The sequence below is a fragment of the Nocardia sp. CA-107356 genome (genome assembly GCF_050946365.1).
GTDB lineage: Bacteria > Actinomycetota > Actinomycetes > Mycobacteriales > Mycobacteriaceae > Nocardia.
Genome location: NZ_CP191992.1, coordinates 9,772,182 through 9,798,718, shown reverse-complemented (window position 1 = coordinate 9,798,718; position 26,537 = coordinate 9,772,182). Strand labels below are relative to the sequence as shown.

Sequence of the window (26,537 nt, the reverse complement as noted above, 5' to 3'; positions counted from 1 at the left end):
GTTGGCAAAGCAAGCAGTTGCTTGGTAGGTTAGCACGGTGACACTCGAAATCGATCTCACCGGCAGCGTCGTTCTGGTGACCGGTGGTGTGCGCGGGGTTGGTGCGGGCGTCAGCAAAGCTTTCCTCGCCGCGGGCGCGACCGTCGTCGCCTGCGCGCGACGCCCAGGCGACGCGCCTGTACGCCATGACGGGCGGGAGATCGAATACCTGCCCTGCGACGTGCGTGACGCCGACGCCGTACAGGAACTGGTCGACACGATCGTCGCGCGCCACGGCCGCCTCGATCACCTGATCAATAACGCGGGCGGCGCTCCGTTCGCCCTCGCCGCGACCGCGAGCAAGAACTTCCACAGCAAGATCGTCGAACTGAATCTGCTCGCGCCGCTGCTGGTTTCGCAGACCGCCAACGCGGTGATGCAGCAGCAGCCCGGCGGCGGCTCGATCGTGATGGTGTCCAGCGTCAGCGGGCACCGGCCCTCGCCGGGCACTGCCGCCTACGGTGCGGCCAAGGCGGGCATCGACAGTCTGACCTCATCGCTCGCGGTCGAATGGGCCCCGAAGGTCCGGGTGAATTCACTGGTCGTCGGCCCGGTCGAGACCGAGCAGAGTCAACTCCACTACGGCGATCAAGACGGTATCGACGCGGTCGGCGCGACCATCCCGCTCGGTCGGATGGCCCGGCCCGACGATATCGGCGGCTGCGCCGTATTCCTGGCCTCACCGCTGGCCGCCTTTGTCAGCGGCGCCACGCTGCTGGTGCACGGCGGCGGTGAGCGTCCGGCATTTCTCGCCGCGTCGAACGCCAACGTCCGCTAGCGAGTGCTTGCAGGTCACTCGAAACAACACTGTCCAGCAGCCCACCGAGGCCGGAACAACCGAACCCGAAAACGAAGAGGACACAACAGGTTATGGATACCGAGCAGATCTGCGCCGGGCGCGTCGTCATTGTCACCGGGGCCGGCCGCGGCATCGGCCGGGCACACGCACTCGCCTTCGCCGCCGCCGGAGCGCGCGTGGTGGTCAACGATCTCGGCTCCGCCCTGGATGGTGCGGCGACCGGCGAGACGCCCGCCGAACAGGTCGTCGCCGAGATCAAGGCGCTCGGCGGGGAGGCCGTGGCCAATGGTGACGACATCGCGGACTGGGATGGTGCGCGCAATCTCATCCGCCAGGCCGTCGACACCTTCGGCGGGCTGGACGTGCTGGTCAACAATGCCGGGTTCGTGCGCGACCGCATGCTGGTGAACCTCGGCGAGGACGAGTGGGACGCGGTGATCCGGGTGCACCTCAAGGGCCACTTCGCGACCATGCGGCACGCCATCGAGTACTGGCGCGGTGAGTCCAAGGCCGGTCGTCCGGTCGATGCCCGCATCATCAACACCAGCTCCGGTGCGGGTCTGCAGGGCAGTGTCGGCCAGGGCAACTACGGTGCGGCCAAGGCGGGCATCGCGGGCCTGACCCTCACCGCGGCGGCCGAATTCGCACGCTACGGCGTCACCGTCAATGCCATCGCCCCCGCCGCCCGCACCCGCATGACCGAAACCGTCTTCGCCGAAACCATGGCAGCCCCCGAAGACGGCTTCGACGCCATGGCTCCGGAAAACGTCTCGCCGATCGTCGTCTGGCTGGGCAGCCCGCAATCGGCCGCCGTCACCGGCCGGATGTTCGAAGTCGAGGGCGGCAAGGTCGCCTTGGCCGATGGCTGGCGGCACGGCACCGCCGTGGATCGCGGCGCGCGCTGGAACCCGGCCGAACTCGGTCCGGTGGTCGCCGACCTGATCGCCAAGTCCGTCCCGCCGGAGCCGGTGTACGGCGCCTGAGCGCCCCCGAATCTGCGCCGCGGTAGTTCGAATTGTCGCGGCCGCGCTGTCCGACCTGTTCCGGAACGGTCGATCCCCGCTGGCATCGGTTCGTGCCGTGTCGTGATGGATCCGCATCGGCTCGGCGGCACTCGCATCGCGGCAGGTCGATTGGCACGTTCAGCTGTTCGGACCGTCGTGGCCGTAGTGCTCCAATTGTCACGGCCGCGCTGTCCGGCCTGTTCCGGAACGGTCGATTCCCGCTGGCATCGGTTCGTGCCGTGTGGTGATGGATCGGCATTGGCTCGGCGGCACTCGCATCGCGGCAGGTCGATTGGCACGATCTGCTATTCGGGCCGTCGTGGCCGTAGTGCTCGAATTGTCGCGGCCATGCTGTCCGGCCTGTTCCGGAACGGTCGAACCCCGGAAGCGTTCGCTCGTGCCCGTATCGCAACGGATCGGCATTGCCGCCGTGGCAATTACATCGCATCGTGACTGATGGATTGGCGCGTTTGTACGGTTCGGACCGCCGCGACCAGACCGTGCGTTGGCGGTCCTCGTCGATGCGGCGTCATGGCTGCCCGGCACAGTGATGCGAGGACCGCTGAGCCCATTGCCACGGCCGCATGGGCACCGATCGGTGACGGTGGTGGTCGCCGCACTCGTGGTCTGGCGGCATCGTCATACGTACTGGTCCACCTGTTTCCCTGAGTTGTGTGCAAAGGGGGATTACGCGGAAGTGTGTTCGGGATTACACGCAAACCCCGAAGGCGTGATCTGGGCGTTCGGCCGGTTCCGGACTGAAAGCCCGGTGGGGCGCGTCGTAAGCGGTGCGTGGCCCGACTGACTGCGCGGATCGGGGCTGAGGTTTACTATGAGCTCCCATCCGTTGAAGTCCCGGAATTTGTGAGCTGCGACCGGGCGAGAGATCTGCGCTATATCGAATGAGGGGAAGGCTGGCGCATGGCCGTTGGTCGCACGTCGCGCGTGGTTGCAGTGCTTGCGACTGTGGCTGGCTTTGCACTCCTCTGGGGAGTGTCGGCCCATGCGCAGCCCGGCGGAGCGTGTCAGCAGTGTGCGGATCCCAGTTCTCCCGCTAACCCTGCGTCGGACCCGACCGGCGATGTGTGGATGCCGCTGACGATTCCGGGCCAGTCGAATGTCAGTTCGCCGGTTGATCCGACCGATGCCGCCGCGGGTGTGAACTCGGCCGCGGGGCCGGGTTCGGCGGCCGCTGGCTCGGCGGCCGTCGGCGCGACGGGTCTGCTCGGCGCACTTCTCGGTGGCGGCTCGGTGAGCGTGGGAACCATTCTCGGCACCGGCTCTGCGGGCGTAGGCGCGATCATCGGCACCGGTTCGGCGGGTGTCGCCACCATTCTCGGCACCGGTTCCGCTGTCCTCGGAACCGGTTCCGCGGCAGTCGGTTCCGCCGCTGTGGGCACGGGTTCGGCGCTGGGCGTCACGGGTTCGGCCGCGGTCGGCTCGGCCGGTGTCGGTTCCGCCGGTGTCGGTTCGGCGGCCGTCGGCACCCTCGGTCTCGGTTCGGCGGGCGTCGGTTCGGTCGGAACCGGTTCCGCTGCGGTCGGTTCCGCGGCCGTCGGTTCCGCCGCGGTCGGCTCGGCGGCCCCGCTGCTCTTGCTCCTGATCCCGCTGCCAGCGCCGCCCGCGCCGGTGGTGCCGCCCGTACCGATCATCATCCCGCCCGCACCGGCGGTGCCGCAGCTCGCACCGGTCCCGGTGGCCGCGCCGCCCGCGCCGGCCGCGGAGCAGGCACCACCGCCTACGCCGCCGGCATCTCCGGCCGCCCCGCCCGCGGCTGCGGCCGAGCCGAATCCGGACGTCCGTCCGACCAGTGCCGACGACGGGCTGCCCACGCCCAATGCGCTCGGCGTGGTCGGCGGCCTGATCGCGCTCGCGCTGGCCGGAACCGGTTCCGGCGCAGTGAGTTTCCAGAGCGCGTCGGCCGCACAGGCCCGCATCGATGCCGCACGTGCCGAGTTCTTCGGACCGAGGACGTAAGGGGCGATCGATGAATGAGAGCAGGACGCAAAGCGGACTCCGGGCCTACCGACGGGTCGCGGCAGCGGTCGACGCGGTGTGCGCCATCGCCGCGGATTCCGATGCGACCACCTTGGAGCAGGTCGTCGCCTCCATCGCCAGCGAGCGGCGCCGCGAGATCGAAATCGCCAGTGCGGAACTGGGTCCCGGCGTCTGCGGCCAGCGCCGGTTCTATCCGGACCGCGACGTGATCGTGCTCGCCACCGCACTGCCGAGCCGCGAACATACGCTCGCACACGAATTGGGCCATATCGTCTTCGACCACGAGGGTGCGCCCGCGCCCGAGGTGACGCTGGAGGCCAGTGACGATCTGATCGCCTACATGCTCAGTCAGCGGGCGCACGAGCAGATCGTCGACGACGGTATGGACGAGCTCGCCGAATGGGAGGCCGAGACCTTCGCCGCCATGTTGATGACCCGACTGCGCGTGTTCAACAGCCGGGGCGCAGGCGTCTCGGTCCTTCGATTCGATGAGGCGCTGGGATGACCCTCTGGTCGACGGCCATGCTGGTCTGGGTTGCCGCCGGTGCGCGTGTTGGTCGCGTGCTGGTGAAGCCCGCGACGACCGCGCGGGTGGCGATCGTCATCGCGGTCGCGGCGGTCGCACTCGCGGCCACCGTCGCGGTTCCCGAGATCGCCCTGGCGATCGACAATCTGCGGCCGCGCGGTCTGCATTCGGGCATGCTCTCCGACGGTATCGTGACCTCGGCCTGGATTCTCTTCGCGGCCGCGACCTCGGTGGTCGCGTCGGCGGCGTGGCCGGTCGTCTCCCGCCGCAATCTGCGTCAGATCGCCTTCGTGATCTACGGCATCGGCTCGGTCGCGGTAGCGGTAAACCTGTTCTGGTCTACCACTTTCGGCTGGATGGTCGTCGCGCTCGGTTGCGTTTTCATCGTCATCACCGGTATGCGCAACCTGGACTGGACGACGCTCGGTCGCGGTATCGCGATCTACACCGCCGGGACCGCGCTCGTCGCGGTGCTCGCCGTGCTGCAGATCCGCCGGGCCTTCATCGACGCACCGGTCGCGAAACCGGGCGAACCGGACTGGGCCTGGCCCGCCTGGGAGGCAACTGGCCTGCTCATCGCATTCGGCGCGGTGTGGATCGTGGTCGAGCTGTGGGTGCGCGCGCGAATGTTGTTGCGGCAGACCAAGGTTCTGCACCGAATCATGGTCGGGCGGTTCCCTGAGGTGGTCGCGCACGAGCAGACGGGTACATCCACACAGCTCAGGGCATCCGATCAGGTCGCGCAGATCATGGACGCGTTGTATCTGCAATCCGGCGGTGGCGTCGAGTTGGTCAGTGCCGGTCCGCCGCCGCCGCTGGTATCGGCGCGGGCCGACCGGGTCGCGCAGTGGGCGCGAAACCCATTGGGCGATGTGGTAGTCGACGCGCGATGGATTGCTCCGCCGGAGGGTATTAGTCCCCGCGGCTGGGTTCAGGCAATCGCGCGCGCCTACGAAGCGAGCGCCGCAGCGCCCGCCCGGAATTGATCGAGTGACACCAAAGTCGATCAGCTCGAGGCATTCTGAAGGACTCGCTCCGGGTATTCAATAAGGTTGACATAGCAAGGAATCCGGCACCGCTTCCGCGGTGCCGGATTCCTTGTGTCTACAGACGTATCCGTGCAACTGATTTCATCAGTACCGGGTCACTCGAGGGCGCGCTTTTATCGCAAGCCTGTACACACCGCCAAGCCCACAATCTCAGGGGCGTCGATGGTGCGCCCGCGTTCCGGCGGGGGCATGCCCATGACGCAGTACGGTGCGACCCTGTGGGTCGCACCGTACTGCGCTGTGGGAGAACCTATTCGGTACCGTCCGGAGGAATTTCGGGCAGACCTTCGCTTGCCCGCAATTTCTCCGCCATGGAGGTGAGGAGGTTCTGTGATTCTTCGGACAGATCGAACGCCCTACTCGACAGCCGTCGCAGCCCATAGCCCTGCAGCTGGGACAGCAACTCCAGATCGTGATCGATCTTGGCGGCATAGATGTCGTTGAAGAAGTAGTCCGGCTTGACCTTGAAGAACTTGGCCAGTGCAGCCACCGTTTCGTCCGACGGGTTGGTCCGCTGACCCGACCGTAACTGCGAGAGGTACGGTTTCGAGATCGGATGCCCGGAGGCCGTCAGCGCAGCCGCAACCTCCGCGTTGGTGTGCGGCTTGCGCCCCGGGGGATGCACGGTTTCGAACAGCTTGTTCAGCCGCGCCGCGAAATCAGCCATTATGAGCCGCCCAATTCCCTTCACTGTACTAACAGTCGTTATCTCGGATACGTATCATTGATATTAGCGGCTCAGTAACTGAAAACCTACGCCTGATTCAGGATTTCCTTGAAGCTTCTAGGTGCCGCTCCGGGGAAGTGACTGCGACGGTTGCGTTTGCGGGTCACGCCAACGGCTCTTGGGAAAACGTGGTGTGAACCGGTTCTTGCCCGTCGCGAGCGCCTTCCCAGGCGGGCCGATGATAACCGAAAGATAGCTGATAGGTCATCTAGTGGCCTGCGCTGGCCTTTGTGTGGCGTACGACACGTTTTGGGCTCATGGGGATGAACGTTCAACAAACGCCATGGAATTGGTTGAAACTCTTACAACCTCTCGATGATGGTACCTGTCGCCAGTGCGCCGCCCGCACACATGAGCACCATTGCGGTGCTGCCTCCGGTTCGCTCCAGTTCGTGCAAAGCCGTTGTGATGAGCCGGGATCCGGTCGAACCGACTGGATGGCCGAGTGCGATCGCACCGCCGTTTACATTCACTCGGTCCATGTCCGGCTTGTGTACAGAAGCCCATGAAAGTGCAACTGCCGCAAAAGCCTCATTGATCTCGAAAAGATCGATGTCACCGATACTCATCCCGGACCGTTCGAGCAGTCGGGTGCACGCCTGCACCGGCCCGTCCAGGTGGAATTCGGGCTCCGCGCCGACCAGCACCTGCGTCACGATCCTGGCCCGCGGGCGCAAACCCGTTCGCTGCGCGGCCTTTTCGTCCATCAGCAGTACGGCGGCCGCGCCGTCGGAGATCTGCGACGACGTGCCAGCGGTGTGGATTCCGCCCTCCAGTACCGGCTTCAGCTTGGCCAGACCCTCCAGCGTGGTTTCGCGCAGGCCCTGATCCCTTGTCACGTCCAGCTTCTCGCCAGTGAGGTTGCCTTCCTTATCGACCGCCGGCGCTGTCACATGCAGCACCTCGCGATCGAAACGGCCCTCGGTCCAGGCCTGGGCGGCCAGGCGCTGCGAACGGACGCCGAGTTCATCGATGTCGGCGCGAGTGATGCCGCGCCGCTTGGCAATACGCTCGGCCGCCTCGAACTGGTTGGGCAGATCGATATTCCAGGAGGCGGGCCGACGTGGACCGGCATGCTCGCCGACGTTGGCGCCCAAGGGAACTCGGCTCATCGCCTCCACGCCGCAGGCCATGCCGATATCGATGGCGCCGGTCGCGATGAGTCCGGCGATGAGATGGTTGGCCTGCTGCGCCGATCCGCACTGGGCGTCGATGGTGGTGGCGCCGACCTGCCATGGCAGCCCGGCGTGCAGCCAGGCGACCCGGGTCACGTTATTGGACTGCTCGCCGGCCTGGGTGACGCAGCCGCCGATGACCTGCTCTACCTGTGCGGGGTCCAGGTGGGCCTTATCGAGCAGCCCGCGCTGGGCGAGGCCGAGCAGTTCGGCGGCGTGCAGGCCGGCGAGCCAGCCGCCGCGCTTGCCGATGGGGGTGCGAGCGGCCTCGACGATGACGGGTGTGCCCATGTCCAACCTTTCTTCTGGGACAGAAAAATGAAACGTGTGTTCACGCCTGTGACTGATGAATCTGTCCTGTTCTTCCCTCATTATGCAGCCTATGCTTCAATGTTTGTAGAACGTGTTTCAGTTTGTCGAAGGAGACATCTGGTGGTAGACCCGCGCAATGCCCGGCCGAATCTGCCGGATGGGTTCGATGTCACGGACCCGGACATTTATGCCGACCGTGTTCCGGTGGAGGAATACGCCGAACTGCGTCGCACCGCACCGATCTGGTGGAACCCGCAGCCCCCCGAAATCGGCGGCTTCCACGACGAAGGCTTCTGGGTGGTGAGCAAGCATGCGGACGTCAAGGAGGTGTCGCGCCGCAGCGATGTGTTCTCCACCTTCGAGAACACCGCGATCCCGCGCTTCAACGACGACATCACTCGCGAGCAGATCGAACTGCAGCGCTTCGTCCTGTTGAACATGGACGCACCCCAGCACACCAAGTTGCGCAAGATCATCTCCCGCGGCTTCACCCCGCGCGTGATCAACGGCTTGCGCGCCGAACTCAAGGCGAGGGCCGAGTCCATCGTGAAGGAGGCAGCGGAAAACGGATCGGGCGACTTCGTCACCCAGGTCGCCTCGGAGCTGCCGCTGCAGGCCATCGCCGAGCTGATCGGCATCCCGCAGGAAGATCGCAGGAAGGTCTTCACCTGGTCGAATGATATGACCGGCTACGACGATCCGGAGAACGACGCCGATCCGGTCACCGCCTCCGCCGAGGTGCTCGGCTACGCCTACCAAATGGCCGCGGCGCGCAAGGAAAGTCCGGCCGATGACATCGTGACCAAGTTGATCGAGGCGGATGTCGACGGCGATGAGCTGACCCCGGAGGAGTTCGGCTTCTTCGTGATCATGCTGGCCGTCGCGGGCAACGAGACCACCCGCAATGCGATCACCCACGGTATGGCGGCCTTCCTGGAGCATCCGGATCAGTGGGAGCTGTTCAAGAAGGAGCGCCCGGCTACCGCCGCCGACGAGATCATCCGGTGGGCAACCCCGGTCACCTCGTTCCAGCGGACCGCGCTCGAGGACACCGAACTCGGGGGTGTGCAGATCAAGAAGGGGCAGCGGGTGGTCATGCTCTACCGCTCGGCCAACTTCGACGAGGAGGTCTTCGAGAATCCGGACCGGTTCGATATCACGCGAAAGGACAACCAGCACTTGTCCTTCGGTGGCACCGGTGCGCACTTCTGCATCGGCGCGAATCTGGCGCGGATGGAGGTCGACCTGATCTTCAACGCCATTGCCGATGCCATGCCCGATATCAGCAAGCTCGGTGATCCGAAGCGGCTGCGCTCGGGTTGGCTCAACGGCGTCAAGGAGTTCCCGGTCGACTACAAGGGCTCGGGCTGCCCGGTCGCGCACTGAGACACCGCGGCCCCAGGCTCGTGTCGGCGGCCTGGGTCCGCACCCGAAAGGGCCCTCGGACCGGCAGTTCCTTGCCGGTTCGAGGGCCCCTTTGTGCTGCCCCGAGGGGGAGAGGCAGCGTGCTAGGTGATGGGCTCGGCCGTCGCCATGGCGCGGTCGACCTCCCAAAAGGCCCGCAGCGCGGCGATCTTGCCCGTTTCGTCCACCTTGTAGGTGAACACGCCCTCGGCATCGATCTGATGGCCGCCCATCTTGGTGCGGATCAGGCCGGTAAAGGCGATCTCATTGCCGCAGGCGAAGGAGTCCTCGAAGCGGAATTCGATCGAATCGGTCTTCGCGATCGCCATATCCCAGAATGCCGCGATGGCCTCCTTGCCGCGGTGGCCGTTACCTTCCGGATCGAAACCCGAAGGGCCGATGGGATCTTCGACAATGCCGTCGGTCGCGAACAGATCGACCCACGCCTGCTTATCCCGTGCTCGCACCGCCGCCTGCGATGCGAGTCCGGCGGCCCGTGCTGGATGTTCGGTGGTACTCATACTGCTGCCTTCGCGACGATGGGTTCCTCGATATTCTTCGCGGCGAAGCGGCGCAGTGACTCCTGTTGGGCCGCCAGCTCACCGTCGAAGCCGATGCCATCGGCCAGCCACGGGATCACGATCGCATCGGTCACCCCGGCATCGGCCAGATCCTGATATCCGGAGCGCCCGAACTTGTCGACGCATACCGCCTGGATCTCGAACGGCACACTCTCGCGGCCGAATTCGGCGCGCAGCGCGCCGAGCTTGCCGATGGTGGCGCACAGTTCGGCATAGGTCATCATCGCCGAGGTCCAGCCGTCACCGACCTTGGCGGCCCGACGGAGTGCGGGTTCGGTGTGGCCACCGATGTAGAACGGGACCGGCTCGCTCGGCGCCGGGCTGATCTGCAGCGGATCGAAATCGAAGAATTCCCCGTGGTATTCGACCATGCCACCGCCGAGCACCAACTTGATGACCTCGATCATCTCGTCGACCCGCGCGCCGCGCTTGGCATAGGGCACCCCACACCATTCGAATTCCTCTGGTGCCCAACCGATCCCGACGCCGAATCCGAAGCGGTTGCCGGACAGGTTGGCGACGGAGCCGACCTGCCTGGCCAGCAGCAGCGGATTACGCGAACCGAGCTTGAGCACATTGGTGTAGAAGCGAATCCGGCTGGTCACCGCCGCCATAGCGGTAGCCCCGATCAGCGGGTCGACCCACGGCGTCTCCGGCCCCCAGAAGCGGCTGCCGTCGGCGGTATACGGATACTTCGCCGACGCCGACTGCATATAGAACAGCGAGTCGGGGAGTGCGATCGATGCGAACCCGCACTCCTCGGCCGTCTTCGCCAATTCGGGCAACTGCTCCAGCGGACTCAGCGCGATGCCGAGGCTGAACTTCAGCGCGGTCATCAGCTGGGCTGTTCCGAGCCGACAACCCACATGGAGAAGTACTGCGACCCGCCGCCATACGCATGTCCGAGCGCCTTCTTGGCATTCGCGACCTGGTAGTCGCCGGCGCGGCCCATGACCTGTTTGGCCGCCTCGGCGAACCGGATGAGTCCGGAGGCGCCGATCGGATTGGAGGAGAGCACGCCGCCGGACGGATTGACCGGCAGCGTGCCGCCGATCTCGGTCTCGCCCTTATCGGTGAGTTTCCAGCCGTCACCCTGCGGGACGAAGCCCAGGTTCTCCAGCCACATCGGCTCGAACCAGGAGAACGGCACATAGATCTCTGCCACGTCGATCTCATTGAGCGGATCGGTGATGCCGGCGGCCTGCCACAGCGCGGCGGCCGCATCTTGTCCGGCCTGCGGGTTGACCTGGTCGCGTCCGGCGAAGGTGGTCGGCTCGGTGCGCATGGCGGTGCCGTGCACCCAGGCGACCTTCTTGCCGGTGGCCTCGACCGCCTTCGCGGCCTCCTCGTCACCGATCACCACGGCACACGCACCGTCCGAGGACGGGCAGGTTTCGTCGAATCGGATAGGGTCCCACAGCATTTGGGAGGAGAGCACCTTTTCCAATGTGATATCGGGCTGGTGCAGATGTGCGAGCGGGTTCTTGGCGCCATTGCGGCGATCCTTGACGGCCACCATCGCGCCGATATGGCTCGGCGCGTTCGACCGGCGAATGTAGGAGCGCACATGCGGTGCGAAGTAGCCGCCCGCGCCCGCCCCGACCGGCATGGTGAAGGGCACCGGAACGGACAACGCCCACATGGCATTCGATTCCGACTGCTTCTCCCAGGCGATGGCGAGCACCCGCTTGTGCACCCCGGCCTGTACCAGGTTGGCGGCGACGATACCCGTGGAGCCGCCGACGGATCCGGCGGTGTGCACGCGCAGCAGCGGTTTTCCGGTGGCGCCCAAGGCATCCGCCAGATACAGCTCGGGCATCATGACGCCTTCGAAGAAGTCCGGCGCCTTACCGACCACCACGGCATCAATATCGGCGATCGTGAGTCCGGCATCTTCGAGTGCACGATCGATGGCCTCACGGCACATGCCCGCCATGGACACATCGGTTCGTTTCGTCACGTGATGTGTTTGTCCGGTGCCCAGCACCGCAGCCGGAAATGTCATCGGCTCGCCTCCGAATCCAAAACGCTAACCAGGTTCTGTTGCAGTGCCGGACCGCTGCTGGCATGGGCGAGCGCCCGGTTCGCGGTGCCCGCGATAATTGCCTCGGCCGCGAAGCCGATGCGCTCGAGGCCCGCCGCGAACATCGGATTGGCGGCGAGTGCGCCGCCGGACGGATTCACCTTGGTTTCGGGCCGCAGCCCGATGGCCTCGGCGAGGATCAGCTGCTGATGGCTGAACTGCGCATGCAGTTCGGCGATATCGAAGCCGCTGGTATCGCCACCGGTAACCGCCTGTGCCGCAGCCGAAGTCGACGGCGAGACGGTCAGATCGCGGGCGCCGAGATTGGGTGTGTCCACCCGGTGCGCCATACCGGTGATCCAGGCCGGGCGCTCGCAGAGTTCGCGGGCCCGGTCACCGACCGCGAGCACGATGGCGGCCGCGCCGTCGGTGATCGGCGCGACGTCGTGTGCGCGTAGCGGATCCGCGACATACGGTGTGGCGAGCAGAGTTTCGACATCACCGGAGTCACCGGCGGCAACCGCCGCCATATCGCGTTCGGTCCAGCGGCCCGCGTCCAGCCCGGCCCGCGCCTGCAGACCCGCGATCGACCAGGCGTCCGGCCAGAGCGGCGTGACCAGATAGGGATCGAGCTGCATGGTCAACACCTGGCGCAGCGTGCCCGCGGAGGACTTGCCGAAGCCGTATACCAGCGCTGTCTGCGCCTGTCCGGAGCGGAGCTTCACGAATGCCTCGTACAGTGCCCACGCCGCGTCCATTTCGACGTGCGATTCGTTGATCGGCGGTACCGCGCCGATGGCGTCGACCGCCGAGATGAACGAGAAGGCACGACCCGCAAGGTAATCCGAGGAACCGGAGCACCAGAAGTCGATATCGGACTTGGTGATGCCGAGTCGGGTGTAGAGCTGCTGGAAGATGGGCACCAGCATCTCGACACCGTTGGTGGTGCCGAAGGTCTCCGGCACATGCGGTGCGTGGGCGAATCCCACGACCGCGATGTCGGTGGCGTTGTTTGTCAACGTGGCCTCTCAGAGGTGGTGCTTATAGGTCTCGTAGTCGGCATCCGGCTCGCCGGTGGGGCGGAAGTGGTCCACATTGCTGAGCCCGAAGCCCCACTCCTCGCGCGGTTTCCACACCGCCTCCACTCGCATGCCCATCCGCACCTCGCTCGCCTCACAGCCGAGCACCAGGTGCAGTACCGGGATATCGGCGCCGTCGAGCAGCACATACGCCGCGACATACGGCGGCTTGATCCGCTGGCCGAGGAACGGCACATTCACGATGCAGAAGGTGGTGACGATGCCGCGGTCGGGCAGTTCGACGATTTCATCGGTCGGCCTACCGTTGGTCGGATTGGCGCCGCGCGGCGGGAAGTACACCTTGCCCGCGGCATCCGTGCGCCCGCCGAGCAGTTTGCCCTCGGCCAAACCGCGCAGGTAGACGGTCTCCTGCGGCGAGGCGCTGTGCATGTACTGCAGGTCGACCGGCGTGGTGAGCACCGTGACCGGCTCGCCGCTATCCGCGGAGCTACCGGAATCACCGGTTTGCGCTGGTGTGGTGGAGGTTTCGCCCGGTTCGAAACAGGCGATGTCCTTGATGCTGCCCGTGGTCTCGGCGGCCCACCGTGCGACCACCCGCAGTCCGGTGTGGATGTCCTCGGGTGCGGCGACGTCGACGGCATGCAGCAGGGTGGTGTCCGCGCCGTCGAGCTGGATCAGTGCCCAGGCGAACGGGCGGTCGAACGGCTGGCCGGGCAGCAGATCGCGGACCCAGGTCCACGATCGGACGGTGCCGGTATCGGCCACGTCGACGAACTCGGTCAACCGTGCGGAGGTGACCGGATCGTATTCTGGCGGCGGCACCAGCACCCGCCCGTCCGAGCCGCGCATGCCGACAATTTTGCGGGCGCGCAGCTCGGTCAGGAAGGTGCCGATGGTCGGTCCGACCGACCGTGTGTAGTCGAATTGCACCCGAAGGGGTGCACTGAGCACGTCGGGCGCAGTGTTCAATTCCGGCCCTCTCTCATCCGCGATTGTGCCGGATGCGGTATTCCCCTGAGTCACGATATCGAGTAGAACAGGTTCTTATTCTGGTGGCAAGAACTTGCTGATCCTTTCGAGCGACCTGCAGGCAGTCGCTAGCGATAGAAAGAGGTAGTCCATGAAGTTCGGATTGCAACTCGGGTACTGGATGGCGCAGCCGCCACAGAATGCGGGCGAGTTGGTGGTCGCCGCCGAGGCGGCGGGTTTCGACGCGGTGTTCGCCGCCGAATCCTGGGGATCGGATGCCTTCGGGCCGCTGATGTGGTGGGGCTCGGCCACGCAGCGGGTGCGTCTTGGTACCTCGGTGGTGCAGATGTCGGCGCGCACGCCCGCCGCGACGGCCATGCACGCGCTGACACTGGACCATCTCAGCGGCGGCCGGGCTATCCTCGGGCTCGGCGTCTCCGGGCCGCAGGTGGTCGAGGGCTGGTACGGGCAGCCGTTCGCCAAGCCGTTGCAGCGCACCAGGGAGTACGTCGGGATCATCCGTCGCATCCTGGAGCGGCAGGCGCCGGTCACCAATGACGGCCCGCAGTATCCGCTGCCGTATACGGGGCCGGGATCGACCGGGCTCGGCAAGCCGCTCAAGCCGATCGTGCATCCGCTACGAGCGGATATGCCGATCTGGCTGGGTGCGGAGGGGCCGAAGAATGTCGCGCTGACGGCCGAGATCGCCGACGGCTGGCTCGCGATCTACTACGCGCCGCGGCTGGCCGGGATGTACAACGACTGGCTCGACGAGGGCTTCGCCAGGGCGGGCGCGCGCCGTTCGCGGGCGGACTTCGAGATCGCCGCGAGCTGCCAGGTGGTGATCACCGACGATCCCACGAGCGAACTCGAGCGGATGCGCTGGATCACGGCGCTCTATATCGGCGGCATGGGCGCGCCCGAGCTGAATTTTCACGCGCAGGTCTACCGGCGGATGGGCTACGAGCGCGAGGTCGACGAGATCGGCCGACTCTTCCAATCCGGCAAGAAGGCCGAGGCGGCCGCGATGGTGCCGGATGAGCTGATTTTGGATACCGCGATCATCGGCGACGAGGAGCATGTGCGTAAGCAACTCGGAGTCTGGGAAGCCGCCGGGGTCACCCAGATGCTCGTGTCTGTTCCAGATATCGAGCAATTGCATCGGCTCGCACCCCTTGTACAGATGTAGAACACGTTCTAAATTCGTAGGGGTGACGACGCAGGAGTCAGTAGAAATTCTCGGTCTGTGGAACATCGCGAACGCGGAACCGGATCGGATCGCCTTGGCGGATCCATCCGGCCGCGAGGTGACCTATCGCGAATTGGCCACGCTCGCAAACCGTTACGGCACCGGCCTGCGGGCGCTCGGTCTGCAACCCGGCGACGTGCTGGTCACCATGGTGCACAACTGCGTCGAGGCGGTCGCCGCCTACTTCGCGGCCTATCAGGCCGGGTTGTACATCGTCGCGGTGAACTGGCACCTGACCGGCCCGGAGGTCGCCTATATCCTCGCCGACAGCGAGGCGAAGGCCTTCATCGCCAGCGACCGTTTCGCCGCTGCGGCGATCGCCGCGGCGGATGAGGCCGGGCTGCCCGCCACCGCGCGTTTCGCGGTCGGCGAGATCGATGGCTTCAAGTCGGTGGCCTGGCTGGGTGCGGCCGATACCGGTCGGCCCGACAATCGGACCACCGGCGCGCCGATGCTCTACACCTCGGGAACCACGGGGCGCCCCAAGGGTGTTCGTCGCCCGCTCACCGGCACCGACCCGGATGTCGTTCCGGTGTATTCGTCCGCGTTCTTCGGGCTGTTCGGGCTGAAGCCCTACGACGAGCACGTGCACATCTGTGGTTCGCCGCTGTATCACACGGCCGTGCTGAACTTCGCCACCATCTCGATCCAGTTGGGGCACAAGCTCGTTCTGATGGATCGCTGGGACGCCGAGGACATGCTGCGGCTCATCGAGAAGCACCGCGTGACCCACAGCCATATGGTGCCGACCCAGTTCCACCGGCTGCTCGCGCTGCCGGAAGAGGTGCGCGCCAAATACGACGTGTCCTCGCTGCGCAGCATGGTGCACGGCGCGGCCCCGTGCCCGGCCGAGACCAAGCGGCGGATGCTGGAGTGGTGGGGGCCGACGGTCACCGAGTACTACGCGGCGACCGAGGGCGGCGGCACGGTGATCAACGGGACCGAATGGCTGGAGAAGCCGGGTTCGGTCGGCAAGGCTTGGCCGTGGTCGGTGATCAAGGTGCTCAGCGAGGAAGACGGCTCCGAGGTGCCCGCGGGCGAAACCGGTCTGGTCTACATGCGCATGGGCACGTCCAGCTTCGAATACCACCACGCCAAGGAGAAGACCGAAGAGGCAAGGGTCGGTGACCTTTTCACGGTCGGCGATATCGGCCACCTCGACGAGGACGGCTACCTCTACCTGCACGACCGCCGCTCCGATCTGATCCTGTCCGGTGGTGTGAACATCTACCCCGCCGAGATCGAGACCGTACTCATCACCCACCCGAAGGTCGAGGACGTCGCGGTCTTCGGTCTACCGCACCCGGATTGGGGCCAGGAAGTAAAGGCCGTCGTCCAGCCGGTGGCCGGTATCGAGGGCAACGACGAACTCACCGCCGAGCTATTGGCCTTCGCCGCAGCCCAATTGGCGAAATACAAAATGCCCCGCTCCATCGACTACCTCGACCAACTACCCCGCGACCCCAACGGCAAGCTCTACAAGCGCAAAATCCGCGACCGCTACATCCCGGCCTAGCGCCGTCCATCAACGGGAGTCGAACGGTTGCTCGCCGATCTCGACCAACCACCACCCGACTCCCCTCGCTGAGGCAGGGCGCCGGGCGTGCCGGATAGGTGCCGAGGGTAGTCAAACGGTTGTTGTGGCCCGTGGGGGGCCGGACACCATATGACTACCCTCGACGCATCTCGGACCGCCCCCTGGGCGGAGTTGGATCGGCGACGGTGTGTTTGGGGTGGTCTGACTCCCTCTTGTCCGACTCGTCTTGCCCTCTGGCGCTGGCCTACCCGACTCGGCGTCCTGCCCGACCATCCCCTCCGCCCGAAACCTCCGCCTCACTCAACCGGTTCGCGCAACTCCGGCGCCAAACCGAAGAGGGGGAACAGTTTTTCGGTGTCGAGGAAGAAGTTGAGTCCGGCGATGGTGTCGCCGTCGAGTTCCAGCACGGTGATCGACCACGGAACCCATACGCCCGCTTCGGTTTCGTGCGGTTTGTAGTGGCCGAAGGCGGGGTGGCCGTTGGCGCCGTCCAGGCGGATCATGCGGGAATCGCGGCAGCCGCTGCCGGTGCCGAGCATGAAGGCGGCGACATTCTCGGGGCCGGAGATCCAGAGTTCGATCGGCGGCATGGACAGTGCCACATCGGTTTTCAGCAGGGTGGTGAGGGTGTCCATATCGTAGGCCTCGAAGGCCTTGACGAAATCGTCGACGAGTTTGCGCTGGTTGTCATCGGTTTCGTCGTAGGTGTCGGTGGTGGTGGGCTGTACCTTCGACATGGTCGCCCTGGCGCGCTGCAGTGCGCTGTTCACCGATGCGGGGGACATGGTGAGCGCCTCGGCCGTCTCGCTCGCCGAGAATCGCAGCACCTCGCGCATGATCAGGATGGCGCGCTGGGTCGCTGGCAGATGCTGACAGGCGGCGACGAATGCCAGCCGCAGTGTGTCCTTGGCGGATGCGTGCTCGGCCGGATCCGATCCGAAGGCCAGCGCATTGGGGATCGGCTCGATCCAGACGTAATCCGGCTGTGGCATGGGCAGCGGCGAATCCGGCCGCGACGGACCGGACAGATCCATCGGCCTGGCCCGACGCTGCGGACCGTCGAGCATATCGAGGCAGACATTGGTGGTGATCTTGTACAGCCAGGACCGTAGGCTGGCCCGACCCTCGAACGAGCTATAGGACTTCCACGCGCGGGTGAAAGTCTCCTGCACCGCGTCTTCGGCTTCGAAGGAGGAGCCGAGCATGCGATAGGCGTAGGCGCACAGCTCTCGCCGATGTCCTTCGAAGGACTCGAGGACGTCCGGGGTGAGGCCGACGGTGGAGCCGGACGAGTCGTTCATGGGTGTCACCCTGCCATAGCCCACCGACACATTCGAGACCCATAAGGCCTGGACCTGCGGAATCAAGATCATCACAGTTCGGCGTGCGGGTTGTGCCCGGCCTCACAACGCCCGCGAGCGATGAGTTTCGCGCGTTCGATCCGTCTGTATATGAAGGACCACCGAAGCCGACGTAAGGACCCGCATGCCCAGCAAGATGATCTTCATCAACCTTCCCGTCGCAGACCTGGGCCGGTCCAAGAACTTCTACGAGGCCATCGGCTGGAAGGTGAACCAGGACTTCACCGATGACAATGCCGCCTGCATCGTCATCGACGACAACATCTGCGCCATGCTGCTGACCAAGGACTTCTTCACCACCTTCAGCAAGCGCCCGATCGCCGATACGGTCGCGACCACCGGCGGCGCCTACGCGTTATCCCTGGCCAGCGCACAAGAGGTCGACGCACTCACCGATGCAGCACTGGCCGCGGGCGCCACCGAGGAACTCAACGAGGACCGCAGGGCCCAGGAGGCCCAGGTCGGCATGTTCGGCCGCACTTTCATCGACCCGGACGGCCACCAATGGGAGCCCTTCTGGATGGATTACCCCGGCAATTGATCTCGCCGCGGCCGGTCGCATGGTGGCCCGGGGCCATCATGCGGATCGATTCGGCGAGAACGTAATTCAGCTACCGGTGAAGGTGGGCTTGCGCTTTTCGGTGAAGGCCTTCGGGCCCTCCTTGGCATCGGCCGACCTGAAGACCGCCATACCGAGTTTCGCCTCGATCTGGAAGGCGTCCTCTTCCGGCATGGCCTCGGTCTCCCGGATGGTGCGCAGAATCGCCTGCACCGCGAGTGGGCCGTTCGCCGCAATCTGCCCGGCGAGTTCGAGGGCCTTGTCCAATGCGGTGCCGTCCGGGACCACATGCCCGATCAGCCCGATATCCTTGGCCTCGGCGGCGGTGATGTGCCTGCCGGTCAGCAGAATGTCCGCGGCAACGGTGTAGGGAATCTGGCGGACCAGCCGAACGGCCGAGCCACCGAGCGGGAACAGACCCCAACGCGCTTCGGATACACCGAATTTCGCACCTTCGGCGGCCACACGGATATCGGTGCCCTGCAGGATTTCGGTGCCACCGGCGATGGCCGGGCCCTCCACCGCCGCGATCAGCGGTTTGCTGAGTCGGCGGCCCTTGAGCAGCGCCTCCAGTTTGGTCGGATCGAAGCTGCCCGCGGCGTCGCCGGGGTGCCGGGCGGTCATCGCCTTGAGGTCCATGCCCGCGCAGAACGCACCGCCCGCGCCGGTCAGGATGGCGACGCGGATATCGGGATCGCTGTCCACCTGGTCCCAGGCGTCGCGCATGATCGCCATCATCTCGGCCGAGAGCGCGTTGCGGGCCTCGGGGCGATTCATGGTGACGATGAGGACGTGATCGCGCTTCTCGACGAGGCAATCTGGCATTACTCGATCTCCTGACACTCCAGGGGGGACGGCAGGCCGGCGGCGCCGGCCGGGGCGGGCAAATTCAGCCTTGTCAGAAACAGTAACACGTTCTATTTTTAGCTCTGTGAGCTACAACATAGCGGACCTAGTCGAACACGCCATCGATCTGATGCCCGACCGCGTAGCGCTGGCCGACGACGGCCGCGAGGTGACTTACGCGCAGTTGGAGGAGCGGGCCAACAAGCTCGCCAACTACCTGCTGCAACAGGGTGTCCAACCGGGCGACAAGGTGGGCATCTATTCGCGTAATACGATCGAGGCCGTCGAGGCCATGATCGCGGTCTTCAAGGCCCGCGCCGTGATGATCAACGTGAACTTCCGATATGTCGAGAACGAGTTGCAGTACATTTTCGACAATTCGGATATGGTCGCGCTGATCCACGAGCGCCGCTACACCGACCGGGTGGCCGGGGTTCGCCCGAATACGCCCTTGCTGAAAACGGTCATCGTCGTGGACGACGATACGACCGGCACCATCCCCACCGCGGCGGATTCGGTGGAATACGAGACGGCGCTGAAGCAGTCCTCGGGCGAGCGGAACTTCGGCGATCGGTCTCCCGATGACATCTTCATGCTCTACACCGGCGGCACCACCGGCCTGCCCAAGGGTGTGATGTGGCGGCACGAGGATTGGTGGCGCGTACTCGGCGGCGGCATCAACTTCCTCACCGGTGAATACGTCGAGGACGAATGGCATCAGGCCAAGACCGGCGCTGGCAATCCGCAGATGGTCCGATTCCCGATACCGCCGATGATCCACGGTGGCTCACAGACGGCGACCTTCCACAGCCTGTTCGACGGCGGCAAGGCCGTGATGATCCCGGAATTCACCGGGCACGGCGTTTGGCAGCACATCGACCGGCACAAGATCAATCTCATCTTCATCACCGGTGATGCCATGGCCAGGCCGATGCTGGACGCGCTCATCGAGGGCAATCCGGAAACCGGTGCGCCATACGATCTTTCGAGTCTGTACGTGATCGCCAGCAGTGCGGCGCTGTTCTCCCCGACGCTCAAGGACCAGTTCCTGGAACAGCTGCCGAACCGGATGATCACCGATTCCATCGGCTCCTCCGAAACCGGTTTCGGCGGTCTGTCCGTTGTCACCAAGGGCGCCAACCACACCGGCGGCCCGCGGGTGAAGATCGACGCCGCCACCCAGGTGCTCGACGAGCAGGGCAATCCGGTGGCGCCGGGGTCCGGGCAGGTCGGTTTCATCGCGCGCAGCGGTCACATTCCGGTCGGCTACTACAAGGACGAGGCCAAGACCAAGGCAACATTCAGGGAGTTCAACGGGATTCGTTACTCCATTCCGGGTGACTACGCCCGGGTCGAGGAGGACGGCACCGTCACCATGCTCGGCCGCGGTTCGGTCAGTATCAACAGCGGCGGCGAGAAGATCTACCCGGAGGAGGTCGAGGGCGCGCTGAAGTGCCATCCGGATGTCTTCGACGCCCTCGTGGTCGGTGTGCCCGACGAGCGCTGGGGCCAGCGGGTGGTGGCCGTCGTGCAGTGTCGCGGCGATAAGCGCCCGTCTCTCGAGGATCTGCGCCCGGTGCTCAGCCAGGAGATCGCGCCCTACAAGCTGCCGCGCAGCCTGTGGTTCGTCGACCAGATCAAGCGCAATCCGGCCGGTAAGCCGGACTACCGCTGGGCCGCCGCGCAGACCGAAGAGCGCCCGGCCGATGTGCACGCAGAGGCGAGCAGCAAGTAGGACGGTAGTACGACCGAAACGGCAAGGGCTGCCGCGACATCGCGGTGGCCCTTGCCGTTTGCGGGTCACTCGTGGGCCGGTGCGACAGGAGATCGAATTGACTACGCCCTACGCGTTTTTCGCGGCAATAGACCATGGCTTCGAACCATTGCCCTTTGCCGCCAGCGCCTGGTCCCCGAAGATGGTCAACGGACCCGCGATCTGCGGGCTGCTGGCCAGGGCGCTCGAACAACAGCACTGCGCGCCGGGATTCGTGCCCGCCCGGTTGACCGTCGACCTGTTCCGCCCCACCCTGAACAAGCCGGTGACGGTGGTGACCGAACTGGTTCGGGACGGCAAACGGATCCGGGTCGCCGATGCCGCCCTGATGCAGGACGGCGCGGATGTGGCCCGCGCCAGCGCGGTCTTTTTGAAGCGGTCGGTGCAGCCGCCGGGAGAGCGGTGGACACGCGCGGAATCCCCACAGCCGCCACCGGTTCCGGTCGCCGACGGGCCGACGGCGCCGCTGTGGAACAGCGACGACAGTCTCGATGGCTGGTCGTCCCGAATCGGCGAGCATCAGAACAACGGCCGCAAGCGCATGTGGCAGGCCCCGCTCTCGGTGGTCGAGGGTGAGCCGCCCTCGGCGTTCGCCGGTGCCGCGATGATCGGCGAGTCGACGAGCCTCATGACCAACTGGGGGACTACCGGAATCGGTTTCATCAATGCCGATCTGACACTGGCGCTGGCGCGGCCGCTCATCGGGCTGGAGATCGGGGTCGAGGCCGACAGCCATATCAGTGCCGATGGAATCGCGGTCGGCAGTGCGACATTGTTCGACCGGCACGGGTCCTTCGGAACCTGTGTGGTGACCGCGCTATCGAATGCCGATCGGGAGGTCGATTTCTCCAGCGGGATCAATCACGTGCAGGTCGCGAACAAATAGGGTTCGCGACCCAGAAGAGATCGAACGGCCCGCCGGGCTATGCCCGGCGGGCCGAATATGGTGGGGCGGGGCTCAACGGTTGGCGAGTTCCGCGAGGCGGAAGGCGAGCTTGGTGCGGACCGCGGGGATGCGGGTCGCCACTGTCATCGCGGTGTTGCGCAGCAGGCGGGCCGGAAGCGGGCGCAGCGTCGCCATCTTGGTCATCTGGTCGGTAAAGGCGACGACTCCGAGAGCCACTGGGCGGCGGGTGGTTTCGTAGGTGTCCAGCACGCTATCGGGTTCACCATCGACGACCCGGGCCAGCAGCGGGCCGAGGAAGGCCGCGTCCTGGATGCCGGTGTTCATACCCTGTCCGCCCGCCGGGCTGTGCACATGCGCGGCGTCTCCGGCCAGCAGCAGGCGGCCAGCGCGGTAGTGGTCGGCGACGCGGTGGTGCACCCGGAACCGCGAGCTCCACAGCACCTCACGGACTTTCACATCGCCGCCGGGGCCACGCGTGTCCAGAATGGTCTGGATCTCCTCGGCGCTCGGGTGTTCGGCTGCCTCGGCAACGGTGGCCACCACCCGGTAGCGGTTCGACTCGGTGTCGTCGGGCAGCGGCGCGACCACCGTCACGCCCTCCGGCGACAGATGCAGTGCCACTTCGTCACGCCCGATCGGCCAGTCCATCCGGACATCGGCGAGTACGAAGGATTCGGGGTAGGTCGCGCCGGTGAAGCCGATGCCCGCCTGCTCCCGTACGACACTGTGCATGCCGTCGGCACCGACGACGTATTCCGCGCGGATGTGACCGGTCGCGCCACTGCCGTCGGTGTATTCCACTGTGACGCCGCCGTTTTCGTCGGCGACCCGGGTGATCTGGTACGGCCGGTGCACATCGCCGCCCGCCTTGCGCAACCGGGCGAGCAGGACCGCCTCGGTGGTGTCCTGCGGAACCATCAGTGTGTACGGGTACTCGGTGGGCAGTCCGCCGAACGGCACGGTCGCCAGGGTGCGGTTGCCGTCCAGCACCCGGAAGGTCGGCACCACGATGCCGCGGTCGACGAGTTCTCCGGCGATGCCGAACTCCTCGAGCACCTCCAGGGTCCTGGCATGCACGACCGCGGCGCGCGAGGTGTTCGCGCCCTCGGCGAGCCGGTCCAGCAGTACGAAGTCGATACCGGCGTCGGCCAGGGTGATCGCGGTGGTCAATCCGGCCGGACCGGCCCCGACGATGACGACGGACGTGGTCTCCGGCAGCGGGGTGGTGTTCATCGGAACTCCTAAGTCAACATCTGTAGGCCAACGCTTGTTGGCATAACGGTAGCGCGCGCTCCTTGTGGAAGTCAACAGTTGTTGGCCTACACTTGTTGGCATGAATGTCGAGCTCGATCAACCGCCTGCGCGCCGCTCCGATACCACCCGCGCGGCCATCCTGGAAGCGGCCAGGGCGCGCTTCGCGGCCGAGGGCTTCCGCAAGGCGACCATCCGCGCCATCGCCGCCGATGCCGCGATCGATCCGTCGATGGTGATGCGGTACTTCGGCAGTAAGGACGGACTCTTCGCCGCGGCCGTCGATGTGCGCCTCGATCTGCCGGATCTCGCCGCGGCCGATCCGGATGCACTCGGTGAGTTGCTGGTTCGCCGATTCCTGGCGATCTGGGAGGATCAGTCCGATAACAAGGTGCTGGTGATTCTGCTGCGCTCATCGATCACCGATGAGGGTGTGAGCCAACGCTTTCGGCAGATTTTCGCCGAACAGGTGCTCCCCGCGGTGCTGCGCTTCGGCGAACCGGCCGACGCGCAGCGTCGCGGGGGCTTGATCGTCACGCAGCTGCTCGGGCTCGCGCTGTGTCGCTATGTGCTCGAGCTGCCGCCGGTGGTCGGGCTGACGCGCGAGCAGATCGTCGCCGATATCGCGCCGACACTGCAGCGCTACCTGACATCGGCGCCACTCGGCGCTCAGATGTGTGCGCCGCCGTCGACATGAATCGTGGTGCCCGTGATGAATTCGCCGTCATCGGAGGCGACCATCGCGACCACACCCGCGACCATTTCGGGTGATCCGAGCAGCGGACCGATGGCCGGAGCCATCTTGCTCAGCAGGCTCGGATCGATATCCGCTGGCACATCGAGCAGGCTGTAGGTCATGGCCGTCTCGATGCCGCCGGGCGAGACACAGACCGCGCGCAGATTCCGCTTGCTGTACTCCAGCGCGAGCACCCGCGTGAAGGCCTCCAGTCCACCCTTGCTCGCCGCGTACGCCGCCCGATACGGCGCGGCATAGGACGCGGCATTCGAGCTGATATTGACCACCACCCCGCGCCCGGACTCCAGCAGCGCGGGCAGGGCGGTCCGGGTCACCAGGAACGATCCGGTCAGATTGGTGCCGAGGACGGTATTCCACAGTTCGGTCGTGGTCTCGTGGGTATGCGACATGCGCACGATCCCGGCGGCATTCACCAGCACGTCGAGGCCGCCCATTCCGGCTACCAGGTCGGGCACCGTCTGTTCGACGGCCGCCTCGTCCGAGATATCGAGCGCCGCGACGGTGAGCCGGTCGCCCAGACCCTGATCCATCGCGAGCTGCGCGGTCTTGGCCAGGCCATCGCCGGTTCGGCTCACGCCGAGCACCCCCGCTCCCTCGTCGAGCAGCCGCAAGGCGATGGCGCGACCGATGCCGGAACCCGCGCCCGTCACCAGCACACGGCGCTGCGCGAAACGCTTCATACGCTCTGCACCCGCGCATCCCGCTCCGACAGCAGTCGCGCTATGTCGGGCAGCCGGTCGAGGTCGGCTGGTTCGGCGACCAATTCGACCGGGAAGGGCCGAAACGCGGGCTGTGGCAGGCCGGGACCGAGAATCAGACCACCGCGGACGCCGATGCGATCCATCTCCTGGATCAACGGCTCATAGCGGGCGGGCCGCAAGTTGTTGTGCAGGACGAAATCCCGGACATCGGCAGCGGTGGTGAAACTGCGCTGGCGCACCGGTGAGCAGACCGGGAATGTCGGATCATGGAAGGTCATATCGTCGACAAAGCCGCGCATGAAATCCGCGGCATGCTGCTGCAGCGGCGAATGGAACGCCCCCTTATAGGCGTCGAGAACGAACATTTGCCGGGTATCCGACGCTGCCTCGATTTCGGCCAGGATCTCTTGTAGCGCCGTGCGATAGCCCGAAATCACGAACGATCTGTGCACATCATCGATCGGACCGGTATCCACGGCGAGGTGCACACCGGGGCGGCGCTCGCCGTAATAGTTCGCCGGATCGTCCCCGATCGGCGTGTACATCAGCCCCATACCCTGTGCGGCAGCGCCTTCCGGCAGCTCCGGAACGAGTCGCCGGTGATGCAGCATGCCGAACAACTCGTGCCGCTCGACGGCCCCGGCCACACAGGTGCTGATCAGCGCGCCCAGGCTCAGCCCACCGGCGGCCTCCGGTTCGAAACCGCCCGCGGCCAGGTACTCGGCGAGCCCCAGTGCGAAGGCCGCCTGGCGCAGTGCGCCCAGGCTGTGCCGATCCTCGGGTTCGCTCGCCATTTCCGCGGCCAGTTCCCTGGCGCGGAGTCGGTCCACCGATAGTCCGGTCACCGCTGCGGCTTCTTCGTAGGCGAGCGCGATGGACGGACACCGCTCGCAGAACTCATCGATGACTTCGGCGGTCAGGCTGACCTGCCCACCGAACAGAAAGGAAACCCTCATTGCATGTCCTACCCACGCCGGGGTCGCATCATGGCGACACCCCATTGCGTATCTGTGAATCACGTTCGACCGGAACGGAATTGGCGGCGCCGCCAGCTCAAATACAACAAGTGGGCCCGCTATCGGGCAAGAGTTTCGCCGGACCAGGCATTGGCCACCCCCTGGCCAGTAGTACCCCTGGTCGGTAGTACTACCGACCGAGCCGCGCGAGGAATCGCAGCATCAGTTGGTCGATTTCGCACGCATGCGTCAGATTCGGTGTGTGGGCGGCGCCAGCGATGGTGTGGAATTCAGCGGGACCGCCGAGTCCCTTTGTCAGCAAATCCATGACGTCGTGATCGAAGGCCGGATCGAAGGCACCGCGGACCAATAACGCGGGGCAGTCGATATCGCCGATGAGATCGGAGATGTCGTCGACATTGATGAGACAGTCGGCCGCGGCGGCAACGCGTTGCCGATCACCGTTCAACCATTTCGCCAGCCACTGTTGATGATCGTCCCGATCACCGCCGATGATCAAGCCCGCCACCATCTTCGCGATCACGGTCAGTGGCCCCGTCCCGATCCAGGCATCGGTGACCTGGCGGTAGCCGATTCGCTGCGGCTCGTTGTAGGCCAGCGCCGAACAGCCGAGCAGGATCAGTCCGGCCACGCGTGGCGGGCACAGCAATGCCATGCGCAGCGCGGTGAAACCACCCTGCCCGACACCACCGACAATGACCCGGTCGATGCCGAGTTGATCGAGGACCGACCAGGCGTCGCGGGCCAGATCCCAGACACTGTATGCGCCGTCGGCGTGTTCGGTCAGCCCGTGCCCGCGTGCATCGATCGAGATCACCCGGTATTTCGGGGTGAGCGCCGCAACCTGGTTCGCGAACATTTCGTGATCCATGAAGAAGGCGTGTCCGAGCACCACCGCAGGCCCGGATCCCCCGCTGTCGACAAAGTGCACTTTCGCGCCAGCGGAGGTTACGAAGGGCATAACCGTGCTCC

25 protein-coding genes are annotated in these 26,537 nt (G+C 65.7%); 12 read left to right on the top strand and 13 right to left on the bottom strand.

Going from position 1 to position 26,537, the window contains the following annotated elements; all coding sequences use genetic code 11:
- The first annotated feature begins 37 nt into the window (after positions 1-37).
- The 5 genes from ACQP1G_RS44050 to ACQP1G_RS44030 all read left to right on the top strand — a co-directional run bounded on the left by ACQP1G_RS44050 (position 38) and on the right by ACQP1G_RS44030 (position 5,352).
- A complete protein-coding gene (locus tag ACQP1G_RS44050; protein WP_433196360.1) occupies positions 38-817 on the top strand; it encodes an SDR family oxidoreductase in 780 nt (259 codons plus the stop codon).
- A gap of 92 nt (positions 818-909) precedes the next feature.
- Positions 910-1,821 carry an SDR family oxidoreductase gene (locus tag ACQP1G_RS44045; RefSeq protein WP_433196358.1) on the top strand — a complete coding sequence of 304 codons (912 nt, stop codon included), beginning with the start codon at positions 910-912 and terminating at the stop codon, positions 1,819-1,821.
- A 1,110-nt stretch (positions 1,822-2,931) separates the two neighbouring features.
- A complete protein-coding gene (locus ACQP1G_RS44040) occupies positions 2,932-3,819 on the top strand; it encodes a hypothetical protein (RefSeq protein ID WP_433196356.1) in 888 nt (295 codons plus the stop codon).
- 10 nt (positions 3,820-3,829) lie between these two features.
- Entirely contained in the window at positions 3,830-4,345 is a 516-nt protein-coding gene (locus ACQP1G_RS44035; RefSeq protein WP_433196354.1) for an ImmA/IrrE family metallo-endopeptidase, read from the top strand.
- On the top strand, positions 4,342-5,352 hold the full coding sequence (locus tag ACQP1G_RS44030; protein WP_433196352.1) for a hypothetical protein: 1,011 nt from the start codon (positions 4,342-4,344) through the stop codon (positions 5,350-5,352). Before ACQP1G_RS44035 ends, ACQP1G_RS44030 begins: the two co-directional genes overlap by 4 nt.
- 313 nt (positions 5,353-5,665) lie before the next feature.
- On the opposite strand, the gene ACQP1G_RS44025 is transcribed toward ACQP1G_RS44030, so the two are convergent.
- Both ACQP1G_RS44025 and ACQP1G_RS44020 read right to left on the bottom strand, forming a co-directional pair.
- Complete coding sequence (locus ACQP1G_RS44025; RefSeq protein ID WP_011207048.1) at positions 5,666-6,082, bottom strand: helix-turn-helix domain-containing protein; 417 nt, start codon at positions 6,080-6,082, stop codon at positions 5,666-5,668.
- A 362-nt stretch (positions 6,083-6,444) separates the two neighbouring features.
- Positions 6,445-7,608 carry a steroid 3-ketoacyl-CoA thiolase gene (locus ACQP1G_RS44020; RefSeq protein WP_433196350.1) on the bottom strand — a complete coding sequence of 388 codons (1,164 nt, stop codon included), beginning with the start codon at positions 7,606-7,608 and terminating at the stop codon, positions 6,445-6,447.
- 141 nt (positions 7,609-7,749) lie between these two features.
- On the opposite strand from ACQP1G_RS44020, the gene ACQP1G_RS44015 reads away from it, so the two are divergent.
- Positions 7,750-9,015 carry a cytochrome P450 gene (locus ACQP1G_RS44015; RefSeq protein WP_433196348.1) on the top strand — a complete coding sequence of 422 codons (1,266 nt, stop codon included), beginning with the start codon at positions 7,750-7,752 and terminating at the stop codon, positions 9,013-9,015.
- A gap of 122 nt (positions 9,016-9,137) precedes the next feature.
- Here the strand turns inward: ACQP1G_RS44015 and ACQP1G_RS44010 are convergent, their stop codons facing one another.
- From ACQP1G_RS44010 to ACQP1G_RS43990, 5 genes are read right to left on the bottom strand one after another with little or no spacing between them, the layout of a single operon-like run.
- Positions 9,138-9,554, bottom strand: a complete 417-nt coding sequence (locus tag ACQP1G_RS44010; protein ID WP_433196346.1) for a nuclear transport factor 2 family protein — start codon at positions 9,552-9,554, stop codon at positions 9,138-9,140.
- On the bottom strand, positions 9,551-10,441 hold the full coding sequence (locus ACQP1G_RS44005; protein WP_433209365.1) for a TIGR03619 family F420-dependent LLM class oxidoreductase: 891 nt from the start codon (positions 10,439-10,441) through the stop codon (positions 9,551-9,553). Before ACQP1G_RS44005 ends, ACQP1G_RS44010 begins: the two co-directional genes overlap by 4 nt.
- An 8-nt stretch (positions 10,442-10,449) precedes the next feature.
- The gene (locus ACQP1G_RS44000) at positions 10,450-11,619 is read right to left on the bottom strand and encodes a thiolase domain-containing protein (protein ID WP_433196344.1); all 1,170 of its coding nucleotides are present in this window, start codon (positions 11,617-11,619) and stop codon (positions 10,450-10,452) included.
- Positions 11,616-12,656, bottom strand: a complete 1,041-nt coding sequence (locus ACQP1G_RS43995) for a thiolase domain-containing protein (RefSeq protein ID WP_433196342.1) — start codon at positions 12,654-12,656, stop codon at positions 11,616-11,618. Before ACQP1G_RS43995 ends, ACQP1G_RS44000 begins: the two co-directional genes overlap by 4 nt.
- Before the next feature lie 9 nt (positions 12,657-12,665).
- Complete coding sequence (locus ACQP1G_RS43990; protein ID WP_433209362.1) at positions 12,666-13,646, bottom strand: Zn-ribbon domain-containing OB-fold protein; 981 nt, start codon at positions 13,644-13,646, stop codon at positions 12,666-12,668.
- 151 nt (positions 13,647-13,797) lie between these two features.
- On the opposite strand from ACQP1G_RS43990, the gene ACQP1G_RS43985 reads away from it, so the two are divergent.
- The gene (locus tag ACQP1G_RS43985) at positions 13,798-14,835 is read left to right on the top strand and encodes an LLM class F420-dependent oxidoreductase (RefSeq protein ID WP_433196340.1); all 1,038 of its coding nucleotides are present in this window, start codon (positions 13,798-13,800) and stop codon (positions 14,833-14,835) included.
- A 22-nt stretch (positions 14,836-14,857) separates the two neighbouring features.
- Complete coding sequence (locus tag ACQP1G_RS43980; RefSeq protein WP_433196338.1) at positions 14,858-16,411, top strand: acyl-CoA synthetase; 1,554 nt, start codon at positions 14,858-14,860, stop codon at positions 16,409-16,411.
- Between the two features lie 317 nt (positions 16,412-16,728).
- Here ACQP1G_RS43980 and ACQP1G_RS43975 read toward each other — a convergent pair whose 3' ends face one another.
- Positions 16,729-17,733, bottom strand: a complete 1,005-nt coding sequence (locus tag ACQP1G_RS43975) for a sigma-70 family RNA polymerase sigma factor (protein WP_433196336.1) — start codon at positions 17,731-17,733, stop codon at positions 16,729-16,731.
- A gap of 184 nt (positions 17,734-17,917) precedes the next feature.
- On the opposite strand from ACQP1G_RS43975, the gene ACQP1G_RS43970 reads away from it, so the two are divergent.
- Complete coding sequence (locus tag ACQP1G_RS43970) at positions 17,918-18,334, top strand: VOC family protein (RefSeq protein WP_433196334.1); 417 nt, start codon at positions 17,918-17,920, stop codon at positions 18,332-18,334.
- Between the two features lie 66 nt (positions 18,335-18,400).
- Here the strand turns inward: ACQP1G_RS43970 and ACQP1G_RS43965 are convergent, their stop codons facing one another.
- Positions 18,401-19,177, bottom strand: coding sequence for a crotonase/enoyl-CoA hydratase family protein (locus ACQP1G_RS43965; protein ID WP_433196332.1), 777 nt, complete (start codon positions 19,175-19,177; stop codon positions 18,401-18,403).
- A gap of 106 nt (positions 19,178-19,283) precedes the next feature.
- Between ACQP1G_RS43965 and ACQP1G_RS43960 the strand changes: the two genes are divergently transcribed.
- Together ACQP1G_RS43960 and ACQP1G_RS43955 are read left to right on the top strand one after the other, a co-directional pair.
- Positions 19,284-20,933, top strand: a complete 1,650-nt coding sequence (locus ACQP1G_RS43960) for an acyl-CoA synthetase (RefSeq protein ID WP_433196330.1) — start codon at positions 19,284-19,286, stop codon at positions 20,931-20,933.
- 97 nt (positions 20,934-21,030) lie between these two features.
- Positions 21,031-21,858 carry a thioesterase family protein gene (locus ACQP1G_RS43955; RefSeq protein WP_433196328.1) on the top strand — a complete coding sequence of 276 codons (828 nt, stop codon included), beginning with the start codon at positions 21,031-21,033 and terminating at the stop codon, positions 21,856-21,858.
- 72 nt (positions 21,859-21,930) lie between these two features.
- Here ACQP1G_RS43955 and ACQP1G_RS43950 read toward each other — a convergent pair whose 3' ends face one another.
- Positions 21,931-23,112 (bottom strand): FAD-dependent monooxygenase, encoded by a 1,182-nt coding sequence (locus tag ACQP1G_RS43950; protein WP_433196326.1) that lies wholly within the window; start codon positions 23,110-23,112, stop codon positions 21,931-21,933.
- A 100-nt stretch (positions 23,113-23,212) separates the two neighbouring features.
- On the opposite strand from ACQP1G_RS43950, the gene ACQP1G_RS43945 reads away from it, so the two are divergent.
- Entirely contained in the window at positions 23,213-23,827 is a 615-nt protein-coding gene (locus tag ACQP1G_RS43945; protein ID WP_433196324.1) for a TetR/AcrR family transcriptional regulator, read from the top strand.
- Here ACQP1G_RS43945 and ACQP1G_RS43940 read toward each other — a convergent pair.
- From ACQP1G_RS43940 to ACQP1G_RS43930, 3 genes are all read right to left on the bottom strand, one after another.
- Positions 23,800-24,567, bottom strand: coding sequence for an SDR family NAD(P)-dependent oxidoreductase (locus ACQP1G_RS43940; protein ID WP_433196322.1), 768 nt, complete (start codon positions 24,565-24,567; stop codon positions 23,800-23,802). The two genes, ACQP1G_RS43945 and ACQP1G_RS43940, sit on opposite strands and share 28 nt — an antisense overlap.
- Entirely contained in the window at positions 24,564-25,544 is a 981-nt protein-coding gene (locus ACQP1G_RS43935; protein ID WP_433196320.1) for a hypothetical protein, read from the bottom strand. Before ACQP1G_RS43935 ends, ACQP1G_RS43940 begins: the two co-directional genes overlap by 4 nt.
- A 190-nt stretch (positions 25,545-25,734) precedes the next feature.
- Positions 25,735-26,526 carry an alpha/beta fold hydrolase gene (locus ACQP1G_RS43930; protein WP_433196318.1) on the bottom strand — a complete coding sequence of 264 codons (792 nt, stop codon included), beginning with the start codon at positions 26,524-26,526 and terminating at the stop codon, positions 25,735-25,737.
- Between the last annotated feature and the right edge of the window lie 11 nt (positions 26,527-26,537).

What these genes read in the sequence shown, in the direction of transcription:
- ACQP1G_RS44025 (WP_011207048.1), bottom strand. Translation starts at nt 6,082, where the DNA reads ATGGCTGATTTCGCGGCGCGGCTGAACAAGCTGTTCGAAACCGTGCAT.
- ACQP1G_RS44000 (WP_433196344.1), bottom strand. Translation starts at nt 11,619, where the DNA reads ATGACATTTCCGGCTGCGGTGCTGGGCACCGGACAAACACATCACGTG.
- ACQP1G_RS43945 (WP_433196324.1), top strand. Translation starts at nt 23,213, where the DNA reads ATGAATGTCGAGCTCGATCAACCGCCTGCGCGCCGCTCCGATACCACC.
- ACQP1G_RS43940 (WP_433196322.1), bottom strand. Translation starts at nt 24,567, where the DNA reads ATGAAGCGTTTCGCGCAGCGCCGTGTGCTGGTGACGGGCGCGGGTTCC.
- ACQP1G_RS43950 (WP_433196326.1), bottom strand. Translation starts at nt 23,112, where the DNA reads ATGAACACCACCCCGCTGCCGGAGACCACGTCCGTCGTCATCGTCGGG.
- ACQP1G_RS44035 (WP_433196354.1), top strand. Translation starts at nt 3,830, where the DNA reads ATGAATGAGAGCAGGACGCAAAGCGGACTCCGGGCCTACCGACGGGTC.
- ACQP1G_RS44030 (WP_433196352.1), top strand. Translation starts at nt 4,342, where the DNA reads ATGACCCTCTGGTCGACGGCCATGCTGGTCTGGGTTGCCGCCGGTGCG.
- ACQP1G_RS43975 (WP_433196336.1), bottom strand. Translation starts at nt 17,733, where the DNA reads ATGAACGACTCGTCCGGCTCCACCGTCGGCCTCACCCCGGACGTCCTC.
- ACQP1G_RS43935 (WP_433196320.1), bottom strand. Translation starts at nt 25,544, where the DNA reads ATGAGGGTTTCCTTTCTGTTCGGTGGGCAGGTCAGCCTGACCGCCGAA.
- ACQP1G_RS44045 (WP_433196358.1), top strand. Translation starts at nt 910, where the DNA reads ATGGATACCGAGCAGATCTGCGCCGGGCGCGTCGTCATTGTCACCGGG.
- ACQP1G_RS44010 (WP_433196346.1), bottom strand. Translation starts at nt 9,554, where the DNA reads ATGAGTACCACCGAACATCCAGCACGGGCCGCCGGACTCGCATCGCAG.
- ACQP1G_RS44020 (WP_433196350.1), bottom strand. Translation starts at nt 7,608, where the DNA reads ATGGGCACACCCGTCATCGTCGAGGCCGCTCGCACCCCCATCGGCAAG.
- ACQP1G_RS43970 (WP_433196334.1), top strand. Translation starts at nt 17,918, where the DNA reads ATGCCCAGCAAGATGATCTTCATCAACCTTCCCGTCGCAGACCTGGGC.
- ACQP1G_RS43965 (WP_433196332.1), bottom strand. Translation starts at nt 19,177, where the DNA reads ATGCCAGATTGCCTCGTCGAGAAGCGCGATCACGTCCTCATCGTCACC.
- ACQP1G_RS43985 (WP_433196340.1), top strand. Translation starts at nt 13,798, where the DNA reads ATGAAGTTCGGATTGCAACTCGGGTACTGGATGGCGCAGCCGCCACAG.
- ACQP1G_RS43930 (WP_433196318.1), bottom strand. Translation starts at nt 26,526, where the DNA reads ATGCCCTTCGTAACCTCCGCTGGCGCGAAAGTGCACTTTGTCGACAGC.
- ACQP1G_RS44040 (WP_433196356.1), top strand. Translation starts at nt 2,932, where the DNA reads ATGCCGCTGACGATTCCGGGCCAGTCGAATGTCAGTTCGCCGGTTGAT.